Genomic DNA, 23,371 nt, shown 5'->3' with positions numbered 1-23,371 from the left:
GTTGGCGTAGAGGGCTCCGCGAGCCCGACCGCAGCCGAGAAGCAGGAATGCGTGGAGACCGTCAGCCAATACGCGATGGATGGGTGGGCGATCGCCGCCGACCCGTCCACCCCGATCGGATGGCTAGCGGCGCTCACCGCGGAGACAGCATGCGTGCCCTTCCTCAGTCTGACCAGACTCTCCGCGTACGCACGGCCCGGAAGGGAACCGGCTTAGGCCTCGGCGGCGTCCGGCCGGAGTCTTTGCCTGGGCGTGATCCAACGAATATCGGATTTGCGCGTCAAAACCGGCTTGGAAACACAACGTGCAGGTATGAGGGCATTCGTTCTGGAAGGCAGCACCGCGCTGCAGCTCGCCGGCGCCGTCGATGGCGTGCCAGATGCGGCCGGTCGCCGCCGTTCCCGAAGGGAGCGGATTCAGGGAAAGCAGCAGCGCGCGCCAAATGCGCGCCAAAACGCTCCCCGAACCGGAAGTAATAAGTAGAGGGCAATTTCCGACAAAGTACGAGACTGCCTGGTTTCGAGAGTTCCGAAGCGACGTGTGAGGGAGGTGACTGCAGGTGCGAGGCGGAGTAGCCAGATGGAAGCGGGGACAGCAATCCCACGGGGTCAAGCAAGCGGTCAACTACGCCTTCTCCGGTGCCTGTGACGCCTCCCTCACCGCCAAAACCGCCGACGGAGTGATCGCCGCGGCCGGCTACGCGGACGCGGTGATGACCCGGTACATCGTGGAGAACGGTGCCATCCGCGACGACCTCCTCACCCGCGACCAACTCAAAGCCTGGGTCGACGGCCTGGATCCCCTCACCGGGAAACGTCGCGGCCGGGACCTCGAGTCGCCGGTCGCGGATCTGATTCTGGATGCGACGATCAATGCGCCGAAGTCGTTCTCGATCGCCGCCATGCTCGACCCCGACCTCGCCGCCGCCTATGAGGATCTCCAGGACCGCCTCCGCGACCGGATCATCAAGCTGTGGCAGTCCGAGCTCAACGCCCGACGCGGCAAAGGCGGATCCATCCGGGAGGACCTGGCGCGGATCGAGGTCGTCGAGCTGCGTCACGAACGTTCCCGTTCCTTGGACCCGCATAAGCACCGCCACCTTTGGCTGAATGTCAAAGTGCAAGGCCAAGACGGCAAATGGTCCAACATCGACACGAGGGTGGCGTTGCGGTTTCAGAACGTCATCAATGCCGAAGGTGACCTCGCCTCCCGCACCGACCCGGCATGGGTCGGCGCTCTCGCCGCAAAGGGGTTCACCCTCAACGCTGACGGTGAAGTTACTCAGCTCCAGCACCTGGTGCGACCGCTGTCGAAGCGGTCCGCGCAGATCGAGGCCAACAAGATTGCCCGCACCGCTTGGTGGAGGCGGCAGCACCCCAGGCAGGAACCTTCCCACGATGTGCTCAGCCAGATCGACCACTGGGCCTGGGCGGTCGGCCGACCCAACAAGCCGGGCGAGTTGAACGAAGGCGACTGGGCCGCCCTCGTCCGCAAGGAACTACATTCCGCCGACCCGACCATTGGAATGCAGCATTCTCCTGCGACACTGCGTCCTCTTGCCGTCGAGGAACTCGACATCGGATTGCTGGCAGCCAAGGCCGTTGTCGACGCGGATGCCCGCTCAACCGGCAGCGGTGGCCGCTTCAGCGCGATGGACGTGCGGGCCGGTGCGCTCCGCGCGATCGCCGCCACCGGCGTTGTCGCCGAGCGGGACGTCCTCGCGAAGCTCGCTGAGGAAGTCGTGGCGCGCTCGCACACGGTGACCCTGATCTCCGAGCCGGACGTCCCGAAGCACGTCAAGCACCTGATGGCGGTCTCCACCGCCACATTGAAAGTCACCCTCGCTCAGAAGGTCGACGCGTTCTCCGAGCCGGGGCAGACCCTGGACACGGATGAGCTCGCCGCGATCGGACGGGCGATTGAGCCCGATCGGACGCTCGATGAAGCCCAGCTGGCTGGCGCGGCCGCGATCGGCGGCACATCTCGCAACGTCGTTATCTCCGGCCCCGCCGGCACCGGAAAGACCACGATGCTCAAAGTGGCCGGCGCAGCGCTTCGGCGGCGCGGCCACAATATGATCATCGTCGCGCCAACCAAGAAGGCTTCGTCTGTCGCCGGACGCGAAACAATGAGCGCATCATCGTCCCTCCACCAGCTTCTCCACGAGTTCGGATGGCGTTGGGCGACTACCGCATCCGGCGCAACCGAGTGGCGGCGACTCTCGATTGGCGAGGTTGACCCGACCACGGGCGGCAGCTATTGCGGTCCCCGCACCCGCATCGACCCTGGCGATCGCATTGTCGTGGACGAGGCCGGCATGCTGGACCTCGAGGCGGCGTCTGCGCTTTGCGACATCATCCGCGCTACCGGCGCGGGAGTTGCGCTCGTGGGTGACCAGTATCAAGCCGTGCCAGTCGGGCACTCAGGGGCCATGGCGCTGTTCTGGCACCGGTCATCGCGGCGCATTGAGCTCACAACTACTCACCGCTTCAACGATGAGACGTGGGCAGCCATGACGCTTCGGCTCCGGCACCCGTACAGCGAGGACCAAAGTCGAGAGATCGCTGAGGCCCTCGTTCAAACAGACCATATCGTGATGGCCGATAGCGACGTCGCCGCACGCGGGACAATGGTCGAAGGATGGTTTGAGGCCCTGCGGTGCCGGGAGACAATCGCGTTGGTGACAGCGACTCACAGTGAAGCGCAGGAGATCAGCGAGGCTATCCAACGCCGACGCATCGAGGCCGGGGCAATTCACACTAGCCAAACACTTAGTGGGCAATCCGGCCTGGCGATCTTCGTTGGTGACGTGGTCCAGACCCGACGCAACGACAGCGCTTCGGACGTACAAAACCGCCAGAACTGGGTCGTGAAGACGATCGCCAAGGACCACGTGATCCTGGCCGCGAGCACCGACACGACCGATTTGAGGAAGGTCAGCCTCGACTACGCCGCGTCGCACATCCACCTCGCCTATGCCACAACCGTCTACGGCGTTCAGGGCGAGACGACTGACCGCGCCCTTGTCGGACCCGGAGTGGACGCAGCCGGACTTTACGTCGGTCTGACTCGAGGCAAGCAGCACAACACGGCGGTGCTAGTGGCTGCCAACGCGGACTCGGCCAAGGCGCAGCTGGTCGAGATGATGCAACGCCAGCCGACGGAAGAGACCATGAGGAAATCGCGGGCGGCGGCTCAGGTCGAGCTTCGGCGGGCTGCTCGGTCGTCTGCCGAACCGATAACCGCGGTGACCGAAACCCAGCTCACCGCGATTGGCCTCCAATGACCGGGTCGACAGCGCTAGCCGCCAATACCAACAGCGCACAACTCTCGGCCGACCAGATTTACCCCATCCAACGTACCGCCTTCAGGATCGAAGCCGAAGATTGCGATGCCCAGGGCGTCAGCTCTGTCGACCGCTTGCGGGAGAGCTCCTGCGCGAATGAAGATCAAGCCCCGACGCCCGTCTGCCGCGACAACCAGTGCGGCTCGCTCCACGGCCTCCAATCCGAGGTTCCCTCGCTTGTTTTCAACCCAGCCGAGATAGCCGTGGGCATACAGGTCGCAGGACTGGCGCGACTCACCCTTCGCCACGACTGCGTCTGTGGCACCGAGGAAGCGCATCCAATCTCTGCACAACTCGACTGCCTCATCGTCGGTCGCTCCGCGCGGTCTTGGTTCAGGAGCCTCTCTCACACGTCCAGAGTGCACCCATCCTCGGATAACCGACGAGCTCGCTTGCCCGCATCTACGCGAGCCGACGTCGTCGGTGGCTCGAGTTAGTTTCTGGAAGTGGGAAGCATCGACGCGTACGAGTCGGCCAAGGGCCGGCGCTATCGCGTGCGCTGGCGCGACCCCGAACACCAACAGCGTGAAAAGCGCGGGTTTCGTACCAAGCGCGAAGCAGAGCTGTACAACGCAACGGTCGAAGTGGCGATGGCAAGAGGAACCTACTTCGAGGCATCCCAGTCCAAGATCACCGTCGGTGAGCTCGCCTCGGAGTGGCTCGCCAACAAGGAGCAAGCCCTTAAGCCCTCAAGCTTCTCGCCCATCCGCATTGCATGGCGCGTGTACGTCGAGCCGCGCTGGGCGGCGACTCCGATCGGCGCGATCCGGCCGTCGGCCGTCGAGAAGTGGATCCGCGAGCTAAGCCAAGGCAAGGCTGTCACGGTCCGGGTCCGCGAAGGTAACGCCGGTAAGCCACGATCGGCTGGCGTCGTTCTCCGCGCGCTAGGGATCCTCGCGGGCATCCTCGACGTTGCTGTGCGCGACGGCAGGATTCCAGCGAACCCTGCTCGCGGTGCGAGCAACCTTCCGCGCAAAGGAACCAAGAAGCGTCGCCGATACCTGACCAACGAGGAGGTCTTCCGATTCGCACGCGCCGTGCCCGACGACATCCGAAGCGTCCTCGTCCTGACTCTCGCCTACACCGGCATCCGGTGGGGTGAAGCTGTCGCGCTCAGGGTCAACGACATCGACCTGGAACGTTGCCGTCTCGCCATCCACCAAACCGCCACAGAAGTGGACGGGCTCATCCACGTGGGGCCGCCGAAGAGTTGGGAGGCCCGCTCGGTACCGTTCCCGGCGTTCCTTGCGCCCCGTCTCGAGTCGCTGATCGCCGGAAAGAGGCCTAGCGACCTCGTGTTCCCTGCCCGCGCCGGCGGCTACCTTGCTCGACCCGACACCGCCCTGAATCGGCAATCCTGGTGGCTGACCGCGCTGCGCGATGCAGGACTTGAGCACATGACGCCGCACGACCTCAAGCACACCGCCGCTAGCCTGGCCGTGAGCGCCGGCGCGAACGTAAAAGCCCTTCAGCGCATGCTCGGACACAAGTCGGCCGCGATGACCCTGGACACCTACGCCGATCTCTTCGAGGACGATCTAGGGTCTGTCGCTGATCGGCTTAACGAACGCGTGATCGCCGAGAGCGGCGGCAGCCTCTGGACCTAGCGCGGGACGGCCCTAGGGACAAACACCAACCCAGAGCCCATCTCGTGCCCGAGTCATGCCCACGTAGAGCTCTCGCCGATGGATCGTGGCGGTCTCGTCGTCGCGGTCGAGGGAGTCGAGCAGCGAGGGTGGAACTCGCGGCAGAAGAACGTGCTTGAATTCGAGACCTTTCGCCCGCTTGATCGTGCCAACCTTCACCGCGTCGACCGGTATCCCTGCATATTTGGTCAGCTCAAGGACGGGGACACCGGCCGAGCTCAACGCTCGAAGCGCGTCTCGTACGCCCTGGTTGGTGAGGCACAGCACGCCCACGTCGCCAGGCGGGCATTCCAGACCGGCGAAGTGGGCGATCAGCTGCTTGTCGTGCGTCGCTCGATCGGCGAACCGCTGAGAGATTGGCTCGGGGCCGGACCTCGGCACGTCGCCGGACGCGTCTCGACCGCGGATGTCGCCCTCGATGTCAGTGAACTCGTCTCCGTCCACTAGTGCCGAGGCGAAGTCCACGATCTCCTTCGTGTTCCTGTAATTGGTCGACATCACGACGCCGCGGCCTGCGATCGAAACGCCCGCTTCGGTCAGAGAGAACCCACCGGGGTAAATGGTCTGCTGTCCATCCCCGATCAGCGTGAGTCCATCAGGCTTGTCTCCGACGAGCAGGTACAGCATGCGCACCATCGCACAGGTCAGGTCTTGCGCTTCGTCGATGATCACGCAGCCATATTCGGTGATTGGCTGGGAACGCAGCGAAGCTTCGGCCAGCAGAATCACATCATCGAAGTCGTGAATTCTCCGTTCTCGAATCTCTGCCTCGTAGGCCAGAAAGAGCTTCCACACTTCACGACGCTGATCGACGTTCAGCGGCCGGCGACGACCGGTCCGGACCAGGTCTGCGTACTGCTCGAAGCGCGACAGTCCGCGCCCTTTGATCACGTAACTGATCTCGTCTCGCCAGTAATGCGGATTCGGATCGACGCCGGCGAGCGGGCCGCCGGCGGCAACACGTAACCAGGCCGACGAAAACGCCAACGCGGCCTCCGACCCGTCAAGGTTGACCCGGACGCCGCGCTGCTTGAGCAGACGCAGGGCGAACGCATGGACGCCGACGAACTCAACGCTGCCCGCAGCGTCGGGCGCGAGCCGGGCCAGGAGATTGCTCAGCACGTCCGGCAACGTTCGAACGAACGACGTAACCAGCACCTTGGACCGCTGCGACCTTGCCAAATAGGCGGCCCGGTGGAGACCGACTACCGTCTTGCCCGTACCAGCAGCACCCCGAATGCGCGCCGGACCGTTGAAACCGCGTCTCACGAGCTTCGCCTGGCTCGGGTGCAAGAAAGCCATCCACTCCTCGATTGGCTCGGCCATCAGACCCGCAAGAAGGATGTCCGTCACCTCGTCGAGCTCCAGCAGCGGCTCCGGCTCAGACTCCGCGAGAACCGGCTCGCGGACGCTCGTGTCCAACATCGCGGGCGACGAGCTCAGGACCGGAAAATGGTTGAGCGCTGCGCTGAGGACAGCATTGACCTGCACATCCGTCAGACGTCGACCATACGAGTTGATATAGGTGGCGGCCTGTCGTTCACCAACCACGACGACACCACCCACTTCTGTCGGCGGCATGCGGCGACCAGCCAGCACAACGACGACGTGCACTTCCCCGGGTGCCAAGCCGAGCTCCGCCATAACTGCTTCAGTTCCATAACCGACGTCGGCTAAACCCCCCAGGTCGTCCGTCACGTCCGCTTGACCACGGAAGATGCGACCGGCCGCGATCTCGACGTCCGCCCATGCTTTCGTGTCGACAATGAAGAGGCCGCCCGGCCCAACGAGCACATGATCGATCTGAGCGCGGGACCGGGATCCTGGCCATCCTCGGTCGTGAAGAAACGAGTAGCCAGCCGCAGAGAGCGGCGCCAGGCTACCGGCGACCTGTCGTTCGGTTCGGTGCGCAATCATCCAGCGCTCTGCGGCTTCTCGAGCCTCTGCAGCAAGTCGGTCGTGCTCTGCTGCTAAGGCGCTGAGTCGTCGTCCTTCTTCACCGGCGGAGTGACCTGCCGATCCCAAAACGCACCCCCAAGCGGCCTATCGCCAGATGTCAATGTTCAGTCTCGCTGCAGCGTGAGGGGTACCGATACGCCCCTTAGGAGGGGGAGGCAGGTGGTCGGGCGCTGCGGCGGCGTAGTGCGTAGACCACGCTGAGGATTAAAGCCATGCACCCGATCAGAATCGAGCCGCCGACAGCCCACGGAAGTACCATCCGAGCCAGAGAGCCGGTGAAACATTCGAAGAGGTTGCCTCGTGCATCCGATCCGGAGACACCGCATAGCTCCGCACTCGCCTGTCGACTGCTTGAGTAAACGGCGCCCACGATGACAACCAACTCAATGAGCCAGAGTTTGAGAAGATCCGAAGCCCGGGCTTGTCGACGCGCCATGTGCCGAGCCTAGAGATAACAATGGCGCCGAAGAATCCCCCGTTTGGGCTAGCGCACGACGGGTGGATGGCGTGCCAGGGGAGTGCGGTTCTTGGCCTCAGTCGCCGTTCTGCACCCGCTTGTCTTTGACTTGGTGCCCGCCGCCAGTTCGAGCCTCAATCAAGAACAGGTTCGTCGCGCGGATGAGATCCGAGAGTTTGGAATAGCCCCAGTTCCGGGAGTCGAAGTCCGGCTGCTGAGCGCGCACAAGGCTGCCGACTGTGGAGAGGTTCGCCCATCCGTCCTCGCCGCTGGCCGTCGCGACTGCAGTCCGGAGGCCGAACACCAACTTGGTGTCGGCGCGAAGCTCCGATGTGGGAACTCGGGAGGGAGTCGGAATGGCGTTATCTGCGAGCGGTTCGTCTAAGACGTCCAGATAGGTGAAGCGATCGCACGCATTACGGAATGCCTCAGGTGTCTTCCTTTCGCCGAAACCGTAGACGGTGATTCCTTCTTCGCGAATACGAGAGGCCAATCGGGTGAAGTCGCTGTCCGATGACACGATGCAAAAACCACTGAAGCGCTTCGTGTAAAGCAAATCCATGGCGTCGATGATGAGCGCGCTGTCGGTGGCGTTCTTTCCAGTCGTGTTTGCGAACTGCTGCATCGGCTGGATGACATGCTCACTCGCAGCGGCTTTCCAACCGGCCAGGTTCGGCCTCGTCCAATCTCCGTACACCCGCTTCACCGACGTCGTACCGAAGCGGGCAGCTTCTGCAAGAACTGCAGCGATCCTTGTGGGCGAGACGTTATCGGCGTCGATCAGCACCGCGAGTAGGTCGTTGGCCTGTGTCACGGGATAAGGATCGCATGCCGTGCGCCGAACCGCCGGCACCACTTCAGCCACGATGCGGCTTAGGCCGGTCGAATCGAATCGGGCATGACAGCATCACACTGATCACAGCGGCACCCTTAGAGTTCCGTAGAGTTTTTCGGCGTTGCTGTGGGCAAATTGTGGGCAAATTGTGAATGCCGTCTGTATCCGAGGTGTGAATTATACCTTTGACCAGCAGTTTTACCGCGAACCGAAAGTGCCCCTGGAGGGACTCGAACCCCCAACCGTTTCCTTAGGACGGAACTGCTCTTCCATTGAGCTACAGAGGCTGGCCCGTCAATCCTAGCGAACGCGGCGGGTCAGCCCGCGAGCTGCAGTTCGTGGCGGCGCCAGGGCTCGGTGTACTCGTCCCAGTTGGGGTCGTTCCAGCGCATGCTGATCAGGGACGCCATGTTGAGGTGGGGCTCCTTCAGCTCGAAGGGGAGCTTCCAGCCGAGCTCCGACAGCAGGCGGTCGCTCTTGACGTTGTTGCAGCGGAAGCAGGCGATCACCACGTTGTCCCAGGTGTGCGTGCCGCCGCGGGCGCGCGGGATGACGTGGTCGAGGGTGTCGCCGAACTTGCCGCAGTAGGCGCATACGTGGCCGTAACGCTCCAGCGCCGACTTGCGGGTGAGCGGGATACGACGGTGCGGCACGCGGATGTACTGGTTCAGGAGCACGACGCTCGGCGCATCCAGCACCAGGGAGCGGCTGTGGAGTTGCGCCCCGCTCCCGGCGACGGTGGAGGCTTTGCCGGCGAGCACGAGCATCACGGCCCGCCGCGTCGAGATCACGCCGAGCGGTTCGTAGCTGGCGTTCAGAACCAGAGTCTTCATCTGCGACCTTCCGGGAAAAGGCGACGGCCCGCGGGCGGGCGAAGGCAAACAAAAAGGGCACTGTCCGTGCGGACAGCGCCCAGGGTTGCGGCGGCATGGTGGTGGCAGGCCACATGGTGGCGCTGGCAGGCCTCCACGTGGTGGCGGCAGGCGAGGAAGTCGAGGCCGCACTCGTCCCACCCGGTCGCCCTCAGCGACCCGGCGGAACATGTTCCGGCCATCGGATCCTCCGAATCTGCGGCTGCGGCGAGGCAGCTCAGAACGACAGGGTAACCCAGAAACGGCGCGCCACCTATTCGTGGCGCGCCGCTCGGGTGCTGTGGTGCGGAGTGTTCACCGGCCGGAAACCGGTCGGTCAGGCTCGGTGGTGGCTCAGATGCCCAGCCGGACGATGTAGTAGTCGCTCGTCCAGATCGGTCGGATCGAGATGGAGCGGCCGGTGTCGGGCGCATCCATGATGTTGCCGTTGCCGGCGTAGAAGCCGTCGTGGCCGGGCATGATGACGATGTCGCCGGGCTGGGCGTCCGCGATCGAGATGCGCTTGCCCATGGCGGCCTGGCCGGACACCGAGTGCGGCAGGTTGATGCCGAACTGGGCGTACACGTACATCACGTAGCCGGAGCAGTCGAAGCCCGCGGGGCTGGCGCCGCCGTACACGTACGGGGTGCCGATGTACTGCTGCGCCACCGAGAACACCTGCGAGAGGCTGAAGTTCGGGTACGGCGGGTTGGCCAGGAAGTCGGAGACCGACGGTCCGCTCGACGACCTGGTCGCGTAGGTCGCGAGCTGCACGGCGGCCTGACGACGGGCGGCCTCGGCGGCTGCAGCAGCGGCGGCCGCGGCCTTCTGCGCGTTCAGCTGCTCCTCGGTGGTGGCCGACGCGGCGTCACGGGTGACGGACGCGGAGGCGACGCCGCCGACCTCGACGGTCTGCGACTGCGCCTTCTTCATGGAGTCCGCGGCGCTCGGGCCGAACGCGGCGCTGTCGGCGCCGTTCGGGTTGAACGCGAAAGCCGGGAGCGACATGGTGGCGATGAGACCGGTGGCGACGGTGATGACACCGGCGTTGACGATCCAGCCGCCCTTGCGCTTCTTCTTCGGCTTCTCGGACGCGGCAGCACCAGCGCGCGCCGGCGACCCTGCCGGGCGAGTGGACGCGGTGGCCGCGGTCGTCGTGCGCACGGCGCGACGGGAGACGGCGGAAGAAGAAAGGCTCTGGTTCGGGTTCGTGCGGTCCTCGTCGGGACCGGGCGTGCTCGACTGTGCCAAAGTGTGACCTCCAGCGCTCCGGCAGCACTAGGGAGCTGCCCCCGTCCCAAGCTGGGTGGCTTCGGCTTCACGGATCGCGAGACGGGTAATAGGGGGGTGGAGCGTCACGATCCGGGGTCCTGATGGGCCGTTTGTGGCCCGTTCGGACTCGTAAGAGACTACGGGACGTTATCCCGTTTGTCACATCTTTCGGACGACTTTTTAACGAATCGGTAACGAGATTCAGGCGTCGACGAAGATGTGCGCGGCCAGCTCGTTGGGCAGTTCGAGGCCCGGTTCGAAGCCGTCGATCTGCACGGCCACGTACGACCCGGCCGGAGAGAAAGTGCCGGTGGAGCCCGGAAACACGCCCGCTTGCTTCAGCTGGAGCAGCAGTTCGGGGTCGACCTGCGCGGGCTCGCCCAGCCGGCGGATCTTCGCGGTGACGCCGGAATTGTTGCCGCGCACCACATCCACCAGGTTGATCAGGCTCTCGGTGGATACGGAGGTGTCGGCGACGACGCCGAGCTCTCCCAGGCCGGGGATCGGGTTGCCGTACGGCGACTCGGTGGGGTGACCGAGCATGGTCAGCAGCTTGCGCTCGACCTGCTCGCTCATCACGTGCTCCCAGCGGCACGCCTCCTCGTGCACGTACTCCCACTCCAGCTCGATCACGTCGCTGAGCAGGCGCTCGGCCAGGCGATGCTTGCGCATGACGTGCACGGCCTTGCGACGGCCGTCGTCGGTGAGCTCGAGGTGGCGGTCGCCGGAGACGACGACCAGACCGTCGCGCTCCATGCGGCCGACGGTCTGCGAGACGGTCGGACCGGAGTGCCCGAGACGCTCCGAGATGCGCGCACGCAGGGGGACGATGTTGTCCTCCTCCAGCTCCAGGATGGTGCGGAGATACATCTCGGTCGTATCGATCAGATCGGTCATGAACCCCTCCACGTGACGGCGCGCGAACGTCGGATATCAGCCTACTTGGTGCGGCTGACAGGCCGGCGCAGGCCGGGACGGGGGCACCGGGCGCGCCGTCCCCGCTCTACAACAGCCAATACACTTCAGTTATGCCGGACGTCACGATCCCCTCTGAGCTCCTGCCCGCCGACGGTCGCTTCGGATGCGGACCCTCCAAGGTCCGCCCCGAGCAGGTCGCGTACCTGTCCGGCCCCGGCACCGAGCTGCTCGGCACCTCCCACCGCCAGGCTCCGGTCAAGAACCTGGTCGGCCGTGTGCGCGAGGGCATCGGCGAGCTGTTCCGCCTGCCCGACGGCTACGAGGTCGTCATCGGCAACGGCGGGTCGACGGCGTTCTGGGACGCTGCCGCGTTCGGACTCATCGAGAAGCGCAGCGAGAACCTCGTCTTCGGCGAGTTCGGCGGCAAGTTCGCCAAGGCGGCGACCACGCCGTGGCTGGATGCTCCGCACGTGATCGAGGCGCCGGGCGGCTCCCGCAGCGAGGTCGAGGTCGTCGCGGGCGTCGACGTCTACGCCTGGCCGCACAACGAGACGTCGACCGGCGTGATGGCGCCGGTGCGCCGCGTCCACGGCGACGACGGAGCGCTGACGGTCATCGACGCGACCAGCGCCGCGGGCGGCGTGGACCTGGATGTCAGCGAGTCGGACGTCTACTACTTCGCGCCCCAGAAGAACTTCGCCTCCGACGGCGGGCTCTGGCTGGCCCTCTTCTCCCCCGCCGCCCTCGAGCGCGTCGAGCGCATCGCGGCGAGCGGCCGCTACATCCCCGAGTTCCTGAGCCTCAAGAACGCGGTCGACAACTCCCGCCTCAACCAGACGCTCAACACCCCGGCCATCTCTACGCTCGTGCTGCTCGAGAACCAGGTCGAGTGGATGAACGGCAACGGCGGCCTCTCCTGGGCGGATGCGCGCACGCGCGAGTCATCCGGCGCGCTCTACGAGTGGGCCGAGAAGGCGGAGTACGCGACGCCGTTCGTGACCGACCCGGCGCACCGCTCGCAGGTGGTCGTGACGATCGACTTCGACGACCGGATCGACGCGGCCGCGGTCGCCAAGACGCTGCGCGCCAACGGCGTGGTCGACACGGAGCCCTACCGCAAGCTCGGCCGCAACCAGCTGCGCGTCGCCACGTTCACGGCCATCGAGCCGGCGGATGTGCGGGCCCTGATCGGCTGCATCGAGCACGTGGTCGAGCGGCTGGGCTGACCAGCGCCATGCGCCTCTGGCTCCGCGACGACGAGCGTCGGCCCGACCCGGTCCCCGTGAAGACGGACGACCGGCGGGCCGTGCTCGTCGGGCTAGGCCTGTGGCTGGTCGCCCTCGTCGTCGTCCTCATCGTCGGAGCCCCCGAGGGCACCTGGCTCTGGACGATCGTCGTCGGGCTCGGCCTCGGCGTCCTCGGGCTCGGTTACCTGACGGTCACTCGCCGGCGCTGACGGGGCGTCGTCGTCCGAGTCGTCGTCGTCATCGTCGTCATCCGACCCGTCATCGTCATCGTCGTCATCCGACCCGTCATCGTCCGACTCGTCGCCATCGTCGTCCGACTCGTCCTCGTCGTCGTCCGACTCGTCCTCGTCGTCATCCGACTCGTCGTCGTCCTCATCCGCGAGCGCCGCCGCCTCCTCCGCCTCCAGGTCGAGGTCGGGGTCGACATCCGTCTCCTCGTCGAAGCCGACGTCGACGCTGTCGATGTCCACCCCGTCCAGGTCGTCGTCCTCGTGGAGGTCGTGGACGTCGCGGTCGTCCTCGTCCTCGTCCGCGTCCTCGAAGTCCTCGTCGTCGGACTCGTCCGCATCCTCATCGTCCGCGTCTTCGTCGTCGGACTCGTCCGCATCCTCGTCGCCGGCCTCCGCCTGCTGCGCGGCCAGCGCCTCCTGGGTCGCCTGGTACTCGGCGAGGCGCTCGGACCACGGCACCCAGTCGGGCGCGAGCAGCGCGCCCTCGCCGGGCATGAGCTCGGCCTCGAGCACGGTCGGCTCGCTGTCGTCGTCGGCGCGGCCGACGGTGACCGTCCAGTGCCAGCCCGGGTAGCCGGGGAGGCGCGTCTCGAACAGCAGGGACAGCACGCCGGCGCTCTCGACGACGTGGCCGAGCGGCTCGCCGATCGTCGCCTCCGGGGTGATCTCGGCCAGCGCGGCGCGGGCCAGCGGGAGGGCCGCGAGCAGCTCCTCGTCGGCGGCAGGCTCGCCCTGCTCAGGCATCCAGGTCGTCCGCGACCTTGCGCAGCACGGCCGCGATCTTCGCGCCGTGCGCCTTGTCCGGGTACTTGCCGCGGCGCAGGTTCGCGCCGATGCCGTCGAGCAGCTTCACGAGGTCTTCGACGATGATCGCCATGTCGTCGGCCGACTTGCGCTTCATCTTGACGAGGCTCGGCGGAGCCTCCAGCACGCGCACCGAGAGGGCCTGCGCGCCGCGCTTGCCGTCGGCGATGCCGAACTCCAGACGGGTTCCCGATTTGACGACGGCACCGGCGGGGAGCGCCGAGGCGTGCAGGAAGACTTCCTGGCCGTCATCGGAGCTGATGAAGCCGAAGCCTTTCTCCTCGTCGTAGAACTTGACCTTGCCGGTTGGCATGGGAACCTCACTTCGCATGGGGGATCGTATGACCAACCTCAATTATCCTTGATTTCGTGACCCAGCAGACCCCGCCGCCGGCTTCGCGGCTCCAGCGCATCCTCGCCTACATCATCGCCGCGCTCGTCATCGTGTCCCTGGTCTGCATCGCGGCCATCCTCATCGGCACCGCAGCGGGCCAGTTCGCCGCCCAGGGATCGGGTCAGGGCCTCTGGCCGACCGTGTTCCTCTTCCCCTACGCCGCCCTCCCGATCGCGTTCATCCTCATCATCGTGCTGCTGATCGTCAGCGCGCGCCGCAACCGTGCGCTCAACCGCGCGAACGCCGCACCCGGCGCTGCGCCCAGCGGACCCAAAGGCCGGCGCTAGGCCGGACGGCCGGCGGTTCGGCGGATGACGACCACGCTCGCGCTCGCAGCCCGGCTGCGGGAGCTGGACGACGCCGCGCTGCTCGCAGCCCTGCAGCGCCGCACCTACCGGCGGACAGGCGTCGCCGACTTCTTCGACCTCGCCGACGCCCTGCTCGACGCGGACTCGGTGCAGCGGGCGCTCGCTCCGCTCGACCGTCCGCGGCTCGCTGCCCTGGTGGTGCTCGCACGCGCAGCACGGCCATTGACGGTGGATGCGGTGGCCGCGGCACTCGCGGACGCACCCGCCACCGCGGGCATCGATCGTGACGCCGTCGTCGCGGCCCTCGACGACCTCGCGGGGCTGCTGCTCGTGCATCCCGCCGACTCGTCCGGCGATCGCGCGTTCGACCTGTACGACGGCGTCGCGTCGCAGCTCGCCGCGTGGCCCGCGCAGGGTTTGCCGTCGGGGGACGACCTGCTCGGCACTCCCCCGCCTCCCGCGCTCGCCCCGGTGCCCGACACCGAGCGCCGCTTCACCGACCGGCTGGCCGCCGAGCGGGCGTTCGAGGCCGTCGCGGCGGTGTCGGAGCTGCTCGCCGAGCTCGGCCGCGAGGGCGCCCGGCGCCTGCAGAAGGGCGGCCTGGCGCTCCCGGCCGTCAAGCGGCTCGCCGAGGCGCTGTCGCTCGACGCCGAACTGGTGCCGGTGGCGCTGTCGGCCGCCGAGCGCGCCGGGCTCGTCGCGGTGGACGAAGGGATGTGGCTCCCGACCGACGAGGCGGCCGCCTGGTCGCACTCCCCCACGGCCGACCGCTGGCGCGCCCTCGCGGCCGCCTGGCTGGCCGCGCTTCCCGAGGACCTGCGCACGCTGCTCGCGCTGCGCAGCCGGGCGGCCTGGGGCGAGAGCCTGCGCGAGCACGTCGCGTGGCTGTATCCCGCATCCATCGAGGAGGCGCAGCGGCGAGTGGATGCGCACACGCGGCTCGCCGAGTGGCTCGGCGTGACCGCGCACCAGGCGCCCAGCTCGGCGGGCGCGGCCCTCGTCGAGGAGGGCCCGGACGCGGCGACCGCGGTGATGACGACGCAGTTCCCGGCGGAGGTCGACCGCGTCTACCTGCAGCACGACCTGACGATCGTTTCGCCGGGACCCCTGGCGCCGGAGATCGAGTCGCGGTTGCGCGGCATCGCCGAGCTGGAGTCGCGGGCGCTCGCCTCCACCTTCCGGATCTCGGCCGCGTCGGTGGACCGCGCGCTCACGGCCGGGGAGACGGCGGACGGCATCCGCGAGTTCCTCAGCGCGATCTCGCTGACGGGACTGCCGCAGCCGGTCGACTACCTGATCGCGGACGCGGCGGAGCGGCACGGCCGCGTCCGGGTGCGCGAGGCGGTCGGCGAGGGCGTGCGGTCGGCCGTGCGGTCGGAGGACGCGACGCTGCTGCGCACCATCCACGTCGACCAGGCTCTCGCCTCGCTGCGGCTGGCTCCCGGACGGACCGGGGAGCTGATCAGCCGCTTCCCGCGCGACGTGGTGTTCTGGGCCCTCAGCGACGCCCGCTATCCGGTGGTGGCCGAGGACGCGAACGGGGCCGAGGTGACGCTGCGGCGGCAGCGGGTCGCGCATCCCGCGGCCGCCCCCGAGCACGATCGCGACCTCGAACTGGTCGAGCGGCTCCGGCTCGCGGACGCGGATGCGGGCGACGACACCGGCGAGCGCTGGCTGGCGCGCCAGCTCGACCTGGCGGTGCGGGCGCGGCAGCCGATCGTGATCGAGGTGGCCATGCCCGACGGTCAGATCGTCGACTACCTGCTCGAACCGACCGGCGTCGGCGGAGGCCGGTTGCGCGGACGCGACCGCGCAGCGGACATCGAGCGGACACTGCCGCTGTCGAGCGTGCGAGGCATGCGGCCGGCGCCCGACCAGGAGGAGTGAGGGGGCCGCGTCCGCGGGTTCGCGGGTCCCGGTTTCGCCGGGAGCGCATCCTGAAGCCTGCTCACACCGGCAGGGCGTAGGCTGGGCAGCTATGTCGGATGGCCCCCTGATCGTCCAGAGCGACCGCACCGTGCTGCTCGAAGTCGCACACCCGGACGCGGAGGACGCGCGTCACGACCTCGCCGTCTTCGCCGAGCTGGAGCGCGCGCCCGAGCACATCCACACCTACCGCATCACGCGGCTGGGACTGTGGAACGCGCGGGCCGCGGGCCACACCGCCGAAGACATGCTGGGGACGCTGGAGCGGTACTCCAAGTTCCCGATCCCGCAGACGGTGTCGGTCGACATGACCGAGACGGTCGCCCGCTACGGCCGGCTGGTCATCGAGCGCGACGACGAGGGGACGCTGCTGCTGCGGTCCGCGGACCTGCCGGTGCTGACCGAGGTCGCGAGTGCCAAGCGCATCGCCCCGCTGCTGCTGGAGCGCCGCGACGACGAGACGTTCGTCGTGGAGGCGTGGGCGCGCGGACAGCTCAAGCAGGAGCTCGTGAAGCTCGGCTGGCCCGCGGAGGACCTCGCCGGCTACACGCCGGGCACCCCGCACGAGATCGGGCTCAAGGAGGACGGCTGGACGCTGCGCGACTACCAGCGCAAGGCCGTCACCAACTTCTTCGACGGCGGCTCGGGCGTCGTCGTGCTCCCGTGCGGCGCGGGCAAGACGCTGGTCGGCGCCGGGGCGATGGCGACGGCGAAGACGACCACGCTCATCCTGGTCACCAACACGGTCTCGGCGCGCCAGTGGCGCGACGAGCTGCTGCGCCGCACCACGCTGACGGCGGAGGAGATCGGCGAGTACTCGGGCCAGGTGAAGGAGGTCAAGCCGGTCACGATTGCGACCTACCAGATCCTCACCGCCAAGCGGAAGGGCGAGTACGCGCACCTCGCGCTGCTCGACGCGCTGGACTGGGGCCTCGTGGTCTACGACGAGGTGCACCTGCTGCCCGCGCCGGTGTTCAAGCTGACCGCCGAGCTGCAGGCGCGCCGCCGCCTCGGACTGACCGCGACGCTCGTGCGCGAGGACGGTCGGGAGGGCGACGTGTTCAGCCTCATCGGCCCGAAGCGCTTCGACGCCCCGTGGAAGGAGATCGAGGCGCAGGGCTTCATCTCCCCCGCCGCCTGCTACGAGGTGCGCGTCGACCTGCCGCCGTCCGACCGGCTGAGCTACGCCGCCGCCCCCGACGACGAGCGCTACCGCCTCGCCGCCACGGCCCCGGCGAAGCTCGACATCGTGCGGCAGCTGGTCGCGCGGCACGAGGGTGAGCGCATCCTCGTCATCGGGCAGTACCTCGACCAGATCGACGAGCTGGCATCCGCGCTGGACGCTCCGCAGCTGACGGGCGCGACCCCGGTGGATGAGCGCGAGCGGCTGTTCCAGGAGTTCCGCGACGGCCGCACCAAGGTGCTCGTGGTCAGCAAGGTCGCGAACTTCTCGGTCGACCTGCCCGAGGCGACGGTCGCCATCCAGGTGTCCGGCTCGTACGGCAGCCGCCAGGAGGAGGCCCAGCGCCTCGGACGTCTGCTACGCCCCAAGGAGTCGGGCCTGTCCGCGAACTTCTACACGCTGGTCGCGCGCGACACGGTCGACCAGGACTTCGCGCAGAACCGCCAGCGCTTCCTCGCCGAGCAGGGGTACTCGTACACGATCCTGGACGCGCACGCGCTGCAGGCGGCGTAGGGGGGCGGCGGCCGGGCGGCGCCGGGCGGCGCCGAGCGCTTCAGCCGGTGGGCCTGCCTGGATGGAACCCTTTCCGGGCAGCGGACATGATGGAGTGTGACAGCACTCAGCTTCGATGATCCCGAGCCACAGCTGTGGTCGCGGGTCAGCGGGGGCGACGCCGAGGCGTTCGGCGAGCTCTTCGACACCTACCGCGACCGCGTCTACGCGCAGGCCCTGCGCCATACCCGGACGATGCACGACGCGGAGGACATCACCGCGCTCGTGTTCCTCGAGGCGTGGCGCAACCGGCCCCGCGTCCGGATCGTCGACGGCTCGCCGCTGCCGTGGCTGCTCGTCACGACGAACAACGTCGCACGCAACCATGCACGCACCCAGCGACGTCACCAGCGGGCGATGGCTCGGGTCTCGCCGGAACGCGACCACCCCGACTTCAGCTCGGAGGTGGATGCGCACCTCGACGGCGCCGCCCGCCGCGAAGCCGTCCGGCTCGCGTTCACGCGCCTGTCGCCCAAAGACCAGGACGTCGTCTCCCTGTGCATCCTCGAGGGCCTGCCGCTCGCGCAGGCCGCCACCGCGCTCGGCGTCCCCACCGGGACGGTCAAGTCGCGCCTCAGCCGGGCGAAGAGCCGACTGCTCGAGCTCACGACCGCCCTCACCGACACCCAGTCCATCCCCGGAGGTGCGAAATGACGGACCAGCCCACCTTCGACCCGCTGCGCAGCCGCAACATCCGCTCGATGCTCGTCTCCGAGGCCGAGAACGACAGCCGGGCCGGGACCGGCATCGCGCGCCGTGCGGCACTGCTCGTCTCCCTCGTGGTGGCCGCCCTGTTCCTCTCCGGCGGAGGGGTCGCGCTGGCGCTCACCGGCAACCTGCCGTTCCTCGAGCAGCCGGCGCCGCCGGCGCCCAGCTCGCCGAGTCCGGCACCGACTGTCACTCCGACTCCGACGCCGACGCCGACACCGACTCCGACGCCGACTCCCACGCCGACGATCGACCTGGCGGCGCCGGAGACCTGGATCATCGACGCGAACACGGTCGGACCGCTCACCCGTGGGGAGGACCGCCGGGCCGCGGCGGAGGCGCTGGACGCGGCGTTCACCACGGAGCCGTACCAGTGCGATGTGGATGTGTACTCGTCGCGCGTTTCGAGGATGCAGATCGTCCTCACACCGGACGCCGACGATGCGACCATCAACGACATCCGCATCAACGGGTCGCTCGACCCCGCATCCCCGTCGCCGCACACGAAGGCAGGCATCGGGCTGGGCTCCAGCGCCGACGAGATCCTCGCCGCCTACCCGGACATCCAGCGGCCCGACCCGAACCTCTACCCGTACTACTCACTGCAGCAGCCGGACGGGAGCTGGATCGACTTCGAGGTCGCTCGCGAGTCGCAGCGCGTGATCTCCATCTCCGTCGGCGACAGCGACTACCCGGCGCCCGAGTACTGCGGCTGAAGCGCCCGCGCCGGCAGCGTCCGTCGGGCGAGAGATTTGGCACAAATCGTCGTTATCGGGGCGCCATTACCGAGATTTGGCACAAATCGCGGGCCGCTCGGGCGGGTCGCGTGGCGCCGGGCAGGGGTGCGATTTGTGCCAAATCGTGGTTTTGGGGGTCGCATAACCGCGATTTGGCACAAATCGTGCGAAGCAGCGCGCACGAGAGCGGCGAGCGAGGGCGGCGCGGCGGCGTCAGCGCAGGATGCGCGCGAGCGTCGCGCGCGCCTCGGCATCGGCCGGGCGGTCGCGCACGGTGATCGCGGCCTTCCACAGCGCCCAACCACGCGCCCGCGCCCACGTCTCGTCGTCGACGCCCACCGTCGCCACGAAGGCGTCGCGGGCGGCGCCCTCGAACATCGTCCAGGCGGGCACCAGGTCGCAGGCCGGATCACCGACCCCGGATGTGCCGAAGTCGATCACCGCGGAAAGCGCGCCCGACGCATCCACGAGCAGGTTGCCGGGCGCGACGTCGCCGTGGAACCACACCGGCGGTCCCTGCCACCGCGACGCGGTCGCCTCCGCCCAGACGGCACGCGCACGCGCCGCAGCGTCGGCGCCCAGCACCGGGAAGGCCGCCAGCGCCTCCTCGCCGTACACGTCGGGTGGAGCGCCGCGGAAGAAGTTGTGCGTCCCCGGGCCCGGCGCGCCGTCGGCCGGCGCCGAACGCAGGGCGACGAGGAAGCCCCCGATCGCCTCGGCGAGCGCCGCATCCCGCGACACGTCGCCGCGCAGCACGACCGGCGTGCCCGGGAGCCAGCGGTAGACCGACCACGGCAGCGGGTACTCCTCCGTCGGCTCGCCCTGTGCGACGGGCTGCGGGATGGGCAGCGGCAGCAGCGGGGCGAGCCGGGGCAGCCACTCCTGCTCCTTCGCGACCTGCTCCCGGTATCCGGCGGCGCTCGGCAGGCGGACGCTCAGCTCGTCGCCGAGGCGGAAGGTGCGGTTGTCCCAGCCGTCGTGCTCGACAGGCCGGATGACGAGAGCGCGCCACTGCGGGAACTGCGCGTCGACCAGCCGGCGGACCAGCGCGGCGTCGATGTGCGGACGGAGCTCAGCCGCGGACATACCGCAGCAGCAGCGTGTCGTCTCCCGCCAGCGTGTGCGCGAGCCGCAGCCCGAGCGGCGCGATGGGGGCGGCGCCGGTGGCGATGCGCGACGACGTACCCGCCTCGAGCCGCGGGCTGATCGTCAGGCACAGCTCGTCGACGGCGCGGGCGGCGATCAGGTCGGCGAAGAGGTGCGGACCTCCCTCGCAGTGGATGCGCGTCAGCCCCCGCTCGTGCAGCACCGCGAGCCCGCGCTCGGCCTGCACGCGTTCCCGCCCGCAGACGACGACGTCGGCCACCTCGGAGAGCGCCTCGCGCGACTCAGGCCGCGACAGCTCCGTCGTCAGCACGATGGGGCGCTCGGGCGCGTCCGCGAAGATCGAGCTGCGCGGGTCGAGGTCGAGACCGGCCGAGACGATGGCGAAGACCGGATGCGGCGTCATCCCGGCCCCGCTGCGAGCGCGAGCGGACTCCGCGCCCACCCGCATCGCGCCGTAGCCTTCGGCGCGCACGGTGCCGGCTCCGACGAGCACCACGTCGCAGAGGCGTCGGAGCAGCTCGAACACCCGGCCGTCGACGTCGTTCGACAGGCCGCCGGACAGGCCCTGATGCGTCGCCGCGCCGTCCACGCTGCTGACGAAGTTGACGCGCAGCCACGGGTCCCCCGCATCCTGCAGGTACAGCTCGGTGATGTCGTCGTCGCTGAGCTCGGTCTGCGACGGCAGCGGTGACAGGCGATGGATGGCCGGCTCAGTCATTCACGTCTCCCATGTTGTGCTTGAGGTAGGCGGGCGCGCGCAGGCCGAGCACGGCCTCCGTCATCCGCATGGCGGCGACGGACGCGCGCACGTCGTGCATCCGGACGATGCGGGCGCCGTTCATCACGCTGATGACGGCGGCGGCGAGCGAGCCTTCGAGCCGCTCGGCGCGCGGGGCGTCGAGGGTCTCGCCGATGAAGTCCTTGTTCGAGACGGCCGCGAGCACGGGGTATCCGAGGTCGGCCAGCTCGCTGAGGCGGCGGGTGAGCTCCAGCGAGTGCAGCGTGTTCTTGTTCAGGTCGTGGCCCGGGTCGATGATGAGGCGCTCCTCCGGGATGCCGGCGGCCTTCGCGCGCGAGACGCGGTCGAGGAGGAACGCCGACACGTCCGCGACGACGTCGTCGTACTGCGGCCGCGGGAACGGCTTCCGCGGCTCCGCCAGGCTGTGCGTGATGACGAGGGTGGCCTCGCTGGCGGCGACGACCGGCGCGAGCTCGGGGTCGCGGAGCCCGGTTGTGTCGTTGATGACCGTCGCGCCCGCCGCGATCGCCTCGCGGGCCACCGCGGCGTGGAAGGTGTCGACCGAGATGACGACATCGGAGCCGGCGCGCAGCTCGGCGACGACCGGGACGACCCGCTCGATCTCCTCCTCGACAGGCACGGGCTCGCCGGGCGCGAACGGCGCACCGCCGATGTCCACCCAGTCGGCGCCGAGCGCGACCGCCTCGAAGCACGCGTCCACGGCCCGGTCGAAGGCGTAGGTGCGGCCCTGGTCGAAGAACGAGTCGGGCGTGCGGTTCACCACGGCCATCACGGCGACCTGCCGCGAGAAGTCGAACGTGCGCGCACCGATCCGCCGGACCGGCACGCGCAGCGGCGGCAGGTACGGCTCAGAGCGCGGCAAGGTCGACGTCCTGGTCGGCGAGCTGGTCCGCATCCACCCGCTCGGCCGAGCGGATGAGGCGCTGGATGTCGTCCTGCACGTCCCACACGTTGACGTTCATCCCCGCCACGACCCGGTCGTTGCGCAGCCAGAAGGCGATGAACTCGCGGGCCTCGACGTCGCCGCGGAACACCACGCGGGCTCCGACGGTCAGAGGCACGTAGCCCGAATACTCCATGCCCAGATCGTATTGGTCGGAGTAGAAGTACGGGATGTCGTCATACGACGCGCGCTCGCCCAGGATCGCGTGCGCGGCGACCTTCCCGCTCGCGATCGCGTTCGCCCAGTGCTCGCTGCGCAGGTGCCGCCCGATCGCCGGGAGGAACGGGTTCGCCACGTCGCCGACGGCGTAGACGTCCTCGATGCTGGCGCGCATCCCCTTGTCCGTGAGCACGCCGTCCGCCACCGCGAGCCCGGAGCGCTCGGCGACCAGGCTGTTCGGCGACGCGCCGACCCCGGCCACCACCACATCCGCCGGGATGCGCTCGCCCGTCGCGAGCACGACGTACTGCTGCGTGCCGCCGTCGACGCCCACCACCACGGCGTCGTTGCGTAAATCGACACCGTTGTCCCGGTGCAGCCGCTCGAAGACGCCGCCCAGCTCCCGTCCGATCGCACCGGAGAGCGGCACGGCCGAGTGGCCGACCACCGTCACCTCGTTGCCGTAGCCGCGGGCCGCGGCGGCGACCTCCATGCCGATCCAGCCGGAGCCGATCACGACCACGCGGCGACCGCCCACCTTGAGAGCGTCCCGCAGCCGGATGGAGTCCTCCTGCGTCCGGAGCGGGAACACGGCCCCGTGCCCGCTGCCCGGCACACCGAGCGGACGGGCCCGCGCGCCGGTCGCGATCACGAGGCTGTCGTAAGTGATGCGGCCGCCGTCGTCCGTGATGAACAGCTCGTGCGCATCCGCCTCGAACGAACCGGCCTCGACGCCGGGCACGAACTCGACCGCGTTCTGTGCGTACCAGTCGTCGGGATGGACGGCCGCCTCCTCGAGCGGCGCATCGCCCTTCAAGAACTCCTTCGACAGCGGCGGGCGGATGTAGGGGCGGTGCTCCTCCATCCCGAGCAGCAGGATGCGACCGCCGAAGCCGTGCTCGCGCAACTCGGTCGCGACGCTCGCCCCGGCGAGGCCGGCGCCCGCGATGACGACGGTGGGTTCGGTCATGATTCCAGCATCCACTCTTCCCACTGCGGGCGCCAGACCTCCGCACCCGGCGCGCACCG

General features: G+C 68.5%; 20 protein-coding genes, 1 tRNA gene and 1 pseudogene. 9 read left to right on the top strand and 13 right to left on the bottom strand.

Annotated elements, in window-relative coordinates; all coding sequences use genetic code 11:
* Window positions 1-679: 679 nt before the first annotated feature.
* A complete protein-coding gene (locus ACTJI1_RS03720) occupies window positions 680-3,286 on the top strand; it encodes an AAA family ATPase (RefSeq protein WP_440741583.1) in 2,607 nt (868 codons plus the stop codon).
* A gap of 14 nt (window positions 3,287-3,300) precedes the next feature.
* On the opposite strand, the gene ACTJI1_RS03715 is transcribed toward ACTJI1_RS03720, so the two are convergent.
* Window positions 3,301-3,594, bottom strand: a complete 294-nt coding sequence (locus ACTJI1_RS03715; RefSeq protein WP_440741582.1) for a hypothetical protein — start codon at window positions 3,592-3,594, stop codon at window positions 3,301-3,303.
* 198 nt (window positions 3,595-3,792) lie between these two features.
* On the opposite strand from ACTJI1_RS03715, the gene ACTJI1_RS03710 reads away from it, so the two are divergent.
* Complete coding sequence (locus ACTJI1_RS03710; protein WP_440741581.1) at window positions 3,793-4,953, top strand: tyrosine-type recombinase/integrase; 1,161 nt, start codon at window positions 3,793-3,795, stop codon at window positions 4,951-4,953.
* 12 nt (window positions 4,954-4,965) lie between these two features.
* Here the strand turns inward: ACTJI1_RS03710 and ACTJI1_RS03705 are convergent, their stop codons facing one another.
* The 6 genes from ACTJI1_RS03705 to ACTJI1_RS03680 form a co-directional block, all read right to left on the bottom strand.
* A complete protein-coding gene (locus ACTJI1_RS03705) occupies window positions 4,966-6,909 on the bottom strand; it encodes a UvrD-helicase domain-containing protein (protein WP_440741580.1) in 1,944 nt (647 codons plus the stop codon).
* A gap of 575 nt (window positions 6,910-7,484) precedes the next feature.
* Window positions 7,485-8,222: an NYN domain-containing protein gene (locus ACTJI1_RS03700; RefSeq protein WP_440741579.1), complete on the bottom strand. Its 738-nt coding sequence runs from the start codon at window positions 8,220-8,222 to the stop codon at window positions 7,485-7,487.
* A gap of 236 nt (window positions 8,223-8,458) precedes the next feature.
* Window positions 8,459-8,530: transfer RNA gene (locus ACTJI1_RS03695), tRNA-Arg, on the bottom strand.
* A 30-nt stretch (window positions 8,531-8,560) separates the two neighbouring features.
* A complete protein-coding gene (locus ACTJI1_RS03690) occupies window positions 8,561-9,076 on the bottom strand; it encodes an HNH endonuclease (protein WP_310130575.1) in 516 nt (171 codons plus the stop codon).
* A 372-nt stretch (window positions 9,077-9,448) separates the two neighbouring features.
* The gene (locus tag ACTJI1_RS03685) at window positions 9,449-10,258 is read right to left on the bottom strand and encodes a C40 family peptidase (RefSeq protein ID WP_440741578.1); all 810 of its coding nucleotides are present in this window, start codon (window positions 10,256-10,258) and stop codon (window positions 9,449-9,451) included.
* Window positions 10,259-10,567: 309 nt separating this feature from the next.
* On the bottom strand, window positions 10,568-11,263 hold the full coding sequence (locus ACTJI1_RS03680; protein ID WP_310130581.1) for a metal-dependent transcriptional regulator: 696 nt from the start codon (window positions 11,261-11,263) through the stop codon (window positions 10,568-10,570).
* Window positions 11,264-11,394: 131 nt separating this feature from the next.
* Between ACTJI1_RS03680 and serC the strand changes: the two genes are divergently transcribed.
* Window positions 11,395-12,510, top strand: a complete 1,116-nt coding sequence (serC, locus tag ACTJI1_RS03675) for a phosphoserine transaminase (protein ID WP_440741577.1) — start codon at window positions 11,395-11,397, stop codon at window positions 12,508-12,510.
* An 8-nt stretch (window positions 12,511-12,518) separates the two neighbouring features.
* Window positions 12,519-12,674: pseudogene (locus ACTJI1_RS03670) on the top strand (DUF2530 domain-containing protein); the annotation flags it as partial.
* Here the strand turns inward: ACTJI1_RS03670 and ACTJI1_RS03665 are convergent.
* Window positions 12,603-13,505, bottom strand: coding sequence for a DUF3027 domain-containing protein (locus tag ACTJI1_RS03665; RefSeq protein ID WP_440741576.1), 903 nt, complete (start codon window positions 13,503-13,505; stop codon window positions 12,603-12,605). The pseudogene ACTJI1_RS03670 and the gene ACTJI1_RS03665 overlap by 72 nt on opposite strands.
* A complete protein-coding gene (locus ACTJI1_RS03660) occupies window positions 13,498-13,878 on the bottom strand; it encodes a cold-shock protein (protein WP_020077081.1) in 381 nt (126 codons plus the stop codon). The genes ACTJI1_RS03665 and ACTJI1_RS03660 overlap by 8 nt, the downstream gene beginning before the upstream one ends.
* Before the next feature lie 56 nt (window positions 13,879-13,934).
* On the opposite strand from ACTJI1_RS03660, the gene ACTJI1_RS03655 reads away from it, so the two are divergent.
* The 5 genes from ACTJI1_RS03655 to ACTJI1_RS03635 all read left to right on the top strand — a co-directional run bounded on the left by ACTJI1_RS03655 (window position 13,935) and on the right by ACTJI1_RS03635 (window position 19,352).
* Complete coding sequence (locus ACTJI1_RS03655; RefSeq protein ID WP_440741575.1) at window positions 13,935-14,246, top strand: hypothetical protein; 312 nt, start codon at window positions 13,935-13,937, stop codon at window positions 14,244-14,246.
* A gap of 24 nt (window positions 14,247-14,270) precedes the next feature.
* Window positions 14,271-16,154, top strand: a complete 1,884-nt coding sequence (locus ACTJI1_RS03650; RefSeq protein WP_440741574.1) for a helicase-associated domain-containing protein — start codon at window positions 14,271-14,273, stop codon at window positions 16,152-16,154.
* A 91-nt stretch (window positions 16,155-16,245) separates the two neighbouring features.
* Window positions 16,246-17,889 carry a DNA repair helicase XPB gene (locus ACTJI1_RS03645; protein ID WP_440741573.1) on the top strand — a complete coding sequence of 548 codons (1,644 nt, stop codon included), beginning with the start codon at window positions 16,246-16,248 and terminating at the stop codon, window positions 17,887-17,889.
* Window positions 17,890-17,985: 96 nt separating this feature from the next.
* The gene (locus ACTJI1_RS03640) at window positions 17,986-18,582 is read left to right on the top strand and encodes an RNA polymerase sigma factor (protein ID WP_440741572.1); all 597 of its coding nucleotides are present in this window, start codon (window positions 17,986-17,988) and stop codon (window positions 18,580-18,582) included.
* A complete protein-coding gene (locus ACTJI1_RS03635) occupies window positions 18,579-19,352 on the top strand; it encodes a hypothetical protein (protein WP_440741571.1) in 774 nt (257 codons plus the stop codon). Before ACTJI1_RS03640 ends, ACTJI1_RS03635 begins: the two co-directional genes overlap by 4 nt.
* 234 nt (window positions 19,353-19,586) lie before the next feature.
* Here the strand turns inward: ACTJI1_RS03635 and ACTJI1_RS03630 are convergent, their stop codons facing one another.
* The 4 genes from ACTJI1_RS03630 to ACTJI1_RS03615 are packed head-to-tail and all read right to left on the bottom strand — an operon-like array spanning window position 19,587 to window position 23,312.
* Complete coding sequence (locus tag ACTJI1_RS03630) at window positions 19,587-20,459, bottom strand: aminoglycoside phosphotransferase family protein (RefSeq protein ID WP_440741570.1); 873 nt, start codon at window positions 20,457-20,459, stop codon at window positions 19,587-19,589.
* Window positions 20,446-21,198: a pyrimidine reductase family protein gene (locus tag ACTJI1_RS03625; protein WP_310130600.1), complete on the bottom strand. Its 753-nt coding sequence runs from the start codon at window positions 21,196-21,198 to the stop codon at window positions 20,446-20,448. Before ACTJI1_RS03625 ends, ACTJI1_RS03630 begins: the two co-directional genes overlap by 14 nt.
* Window positions 21,191-22,135: a dihydropteroate synthase gene (gene folP, locus ACTJI1_RS03620; protein ID WP_440741569.1), complete on the bottom strand. Its 945-nt coding sequence runs from the start codon at window positions 22,133-22,135 to the stop codon at window positions 21,191-21,193. The genes ACTJI1_RS03625 and folP overlap by 8 nt, the downstream gene beginning before the upstream one ends.
* Window positions 22,089-23,312, bottom strand: a complete 1,224-nt coding sequence (locus ACTJI1_RS03615) for an NAD(P)/FAD-dependent oxidoreductase (protein ID WP_440741568.1) — start codon at window positions 23,310-23,312, stop codon at window positions 22,089-22,091. The genes folP and ACTJI1_RS03615 overlap by 47 nt, the downstream gene beginning before the upstream one ends.
* Window positions 23,313-23,371: the final 59 nt, after the last annotated feature.

It is taken from the genome of Leifsonia sp. 22587 (assembly GCF_052044215.1).
GTDB lineage: Bacteria > Actinomycetota > Actinomycetes > Actinomycetales > Microbacteriaceae > Leifsonia > Leifsonia shinshuensis_C.
Note: the sequence above shows the minus strand (reverse complement) of the source record. Positions and strands in the feature narration are given on the sequence as shown.

Excerpts from the sequence above, each read along its gene's own strand:
- ACTJI1_RS03705 (WP_440741580.1), bottom strand. The coding sequence starts at position 6,909 with ATGATTGCGCACCGAACCGAACGACAGGTCGCCGGTAGCCTGGCGCCG.
- ACTJI1_RS03690 (WP_310130575.1), bottom strand. The coding sequence starts at position 9,076 with ATGAAGACTCTGGTTCTGAACGCCAGCTACGAACCGCTCGGCGTGATC.
- ACTJI1_RS03680 (WP_310130581.1), bottom strand. The coding sequence starts at position 11,263 with ATGACCGATCTGATCGATACGACCGAGATGTATCTCCGCACCATCCTG.
- serC (WP_440741577.1), top strand. The coding sequence starts at position 11,395 with ATGCCGGACGTCACGATCCCCTCTGAGCTCCTGCCCGCCGACGGTCGC.
- ACTJI1_RS03665 (WP_440741576.1), bottom strand. The coding sequence starts at position 13,505 with ATGCCTGAGCAGGGCGAGCCTGCCGCCGACGAGGAGCTGCTCGCGGCC.
- ACTJI1_RS03660 (WP_020077081.1), bottom strand. The coding sequence starts at position 13,878 with ATGCCAACCGGCAAGGTCAAGTTCTACGACGAGGAGAAAGGCTTCGGC.
- ACTJI1_RS03650 (WP_440741574.1), top strand. The coding sequence starts at position 14,271 with ATGACGACCACGCTCGCGCTCGCAGCCCGGCTGCGGGAGCTGGACGAC.
- ACTJI1_RS03645 (WP_440741573.1), top strand. The coding sequence starts at position 16,246 with ATGTCGGATGGCCCCCTGATCGTCCAGAGCGACCGCACCGTGCTGCTC.
- ACTJI1_RS03635 (WP_440741571.1), top strand. The coding sequence starts at position 18,579 with ATGACGGACCAGCCCACCTTCGACCCGCTGCGCAGCCGCAACATCCGC.
- ACTJI1_RS03630 (WP_440741570.1), bottom strand. The coding sequence starts at position 20,459 with ATGTCCGCGGCTGAGCTCCGTCCGCACATCGACGCCGCGCTGGTCCGC.
- ACTJI1_RS03625 (WP_310130600.1), bottom strand. The coding sequence starts at position 21,198 with ATGACTGAGCCGGCCATCCATCGCCTGTCACCGCTGCCGTCGCAGACC.
- folP (WP_440741569.1), bottom strand. The coding sequence starts at position 22,135 with ATGCGGACCAGCTCGCCGACCAGGACGTCGACCTTGCCGCGCTCTGAG.
- ACTJI1_RS03615 (WP_440741568.1), bottom strand. The coding sequence starts at position 23,312 with ATGACCGAACCCACCGTCGTCATCGCGGGCGCCGGCCTCGCCGGGGCG.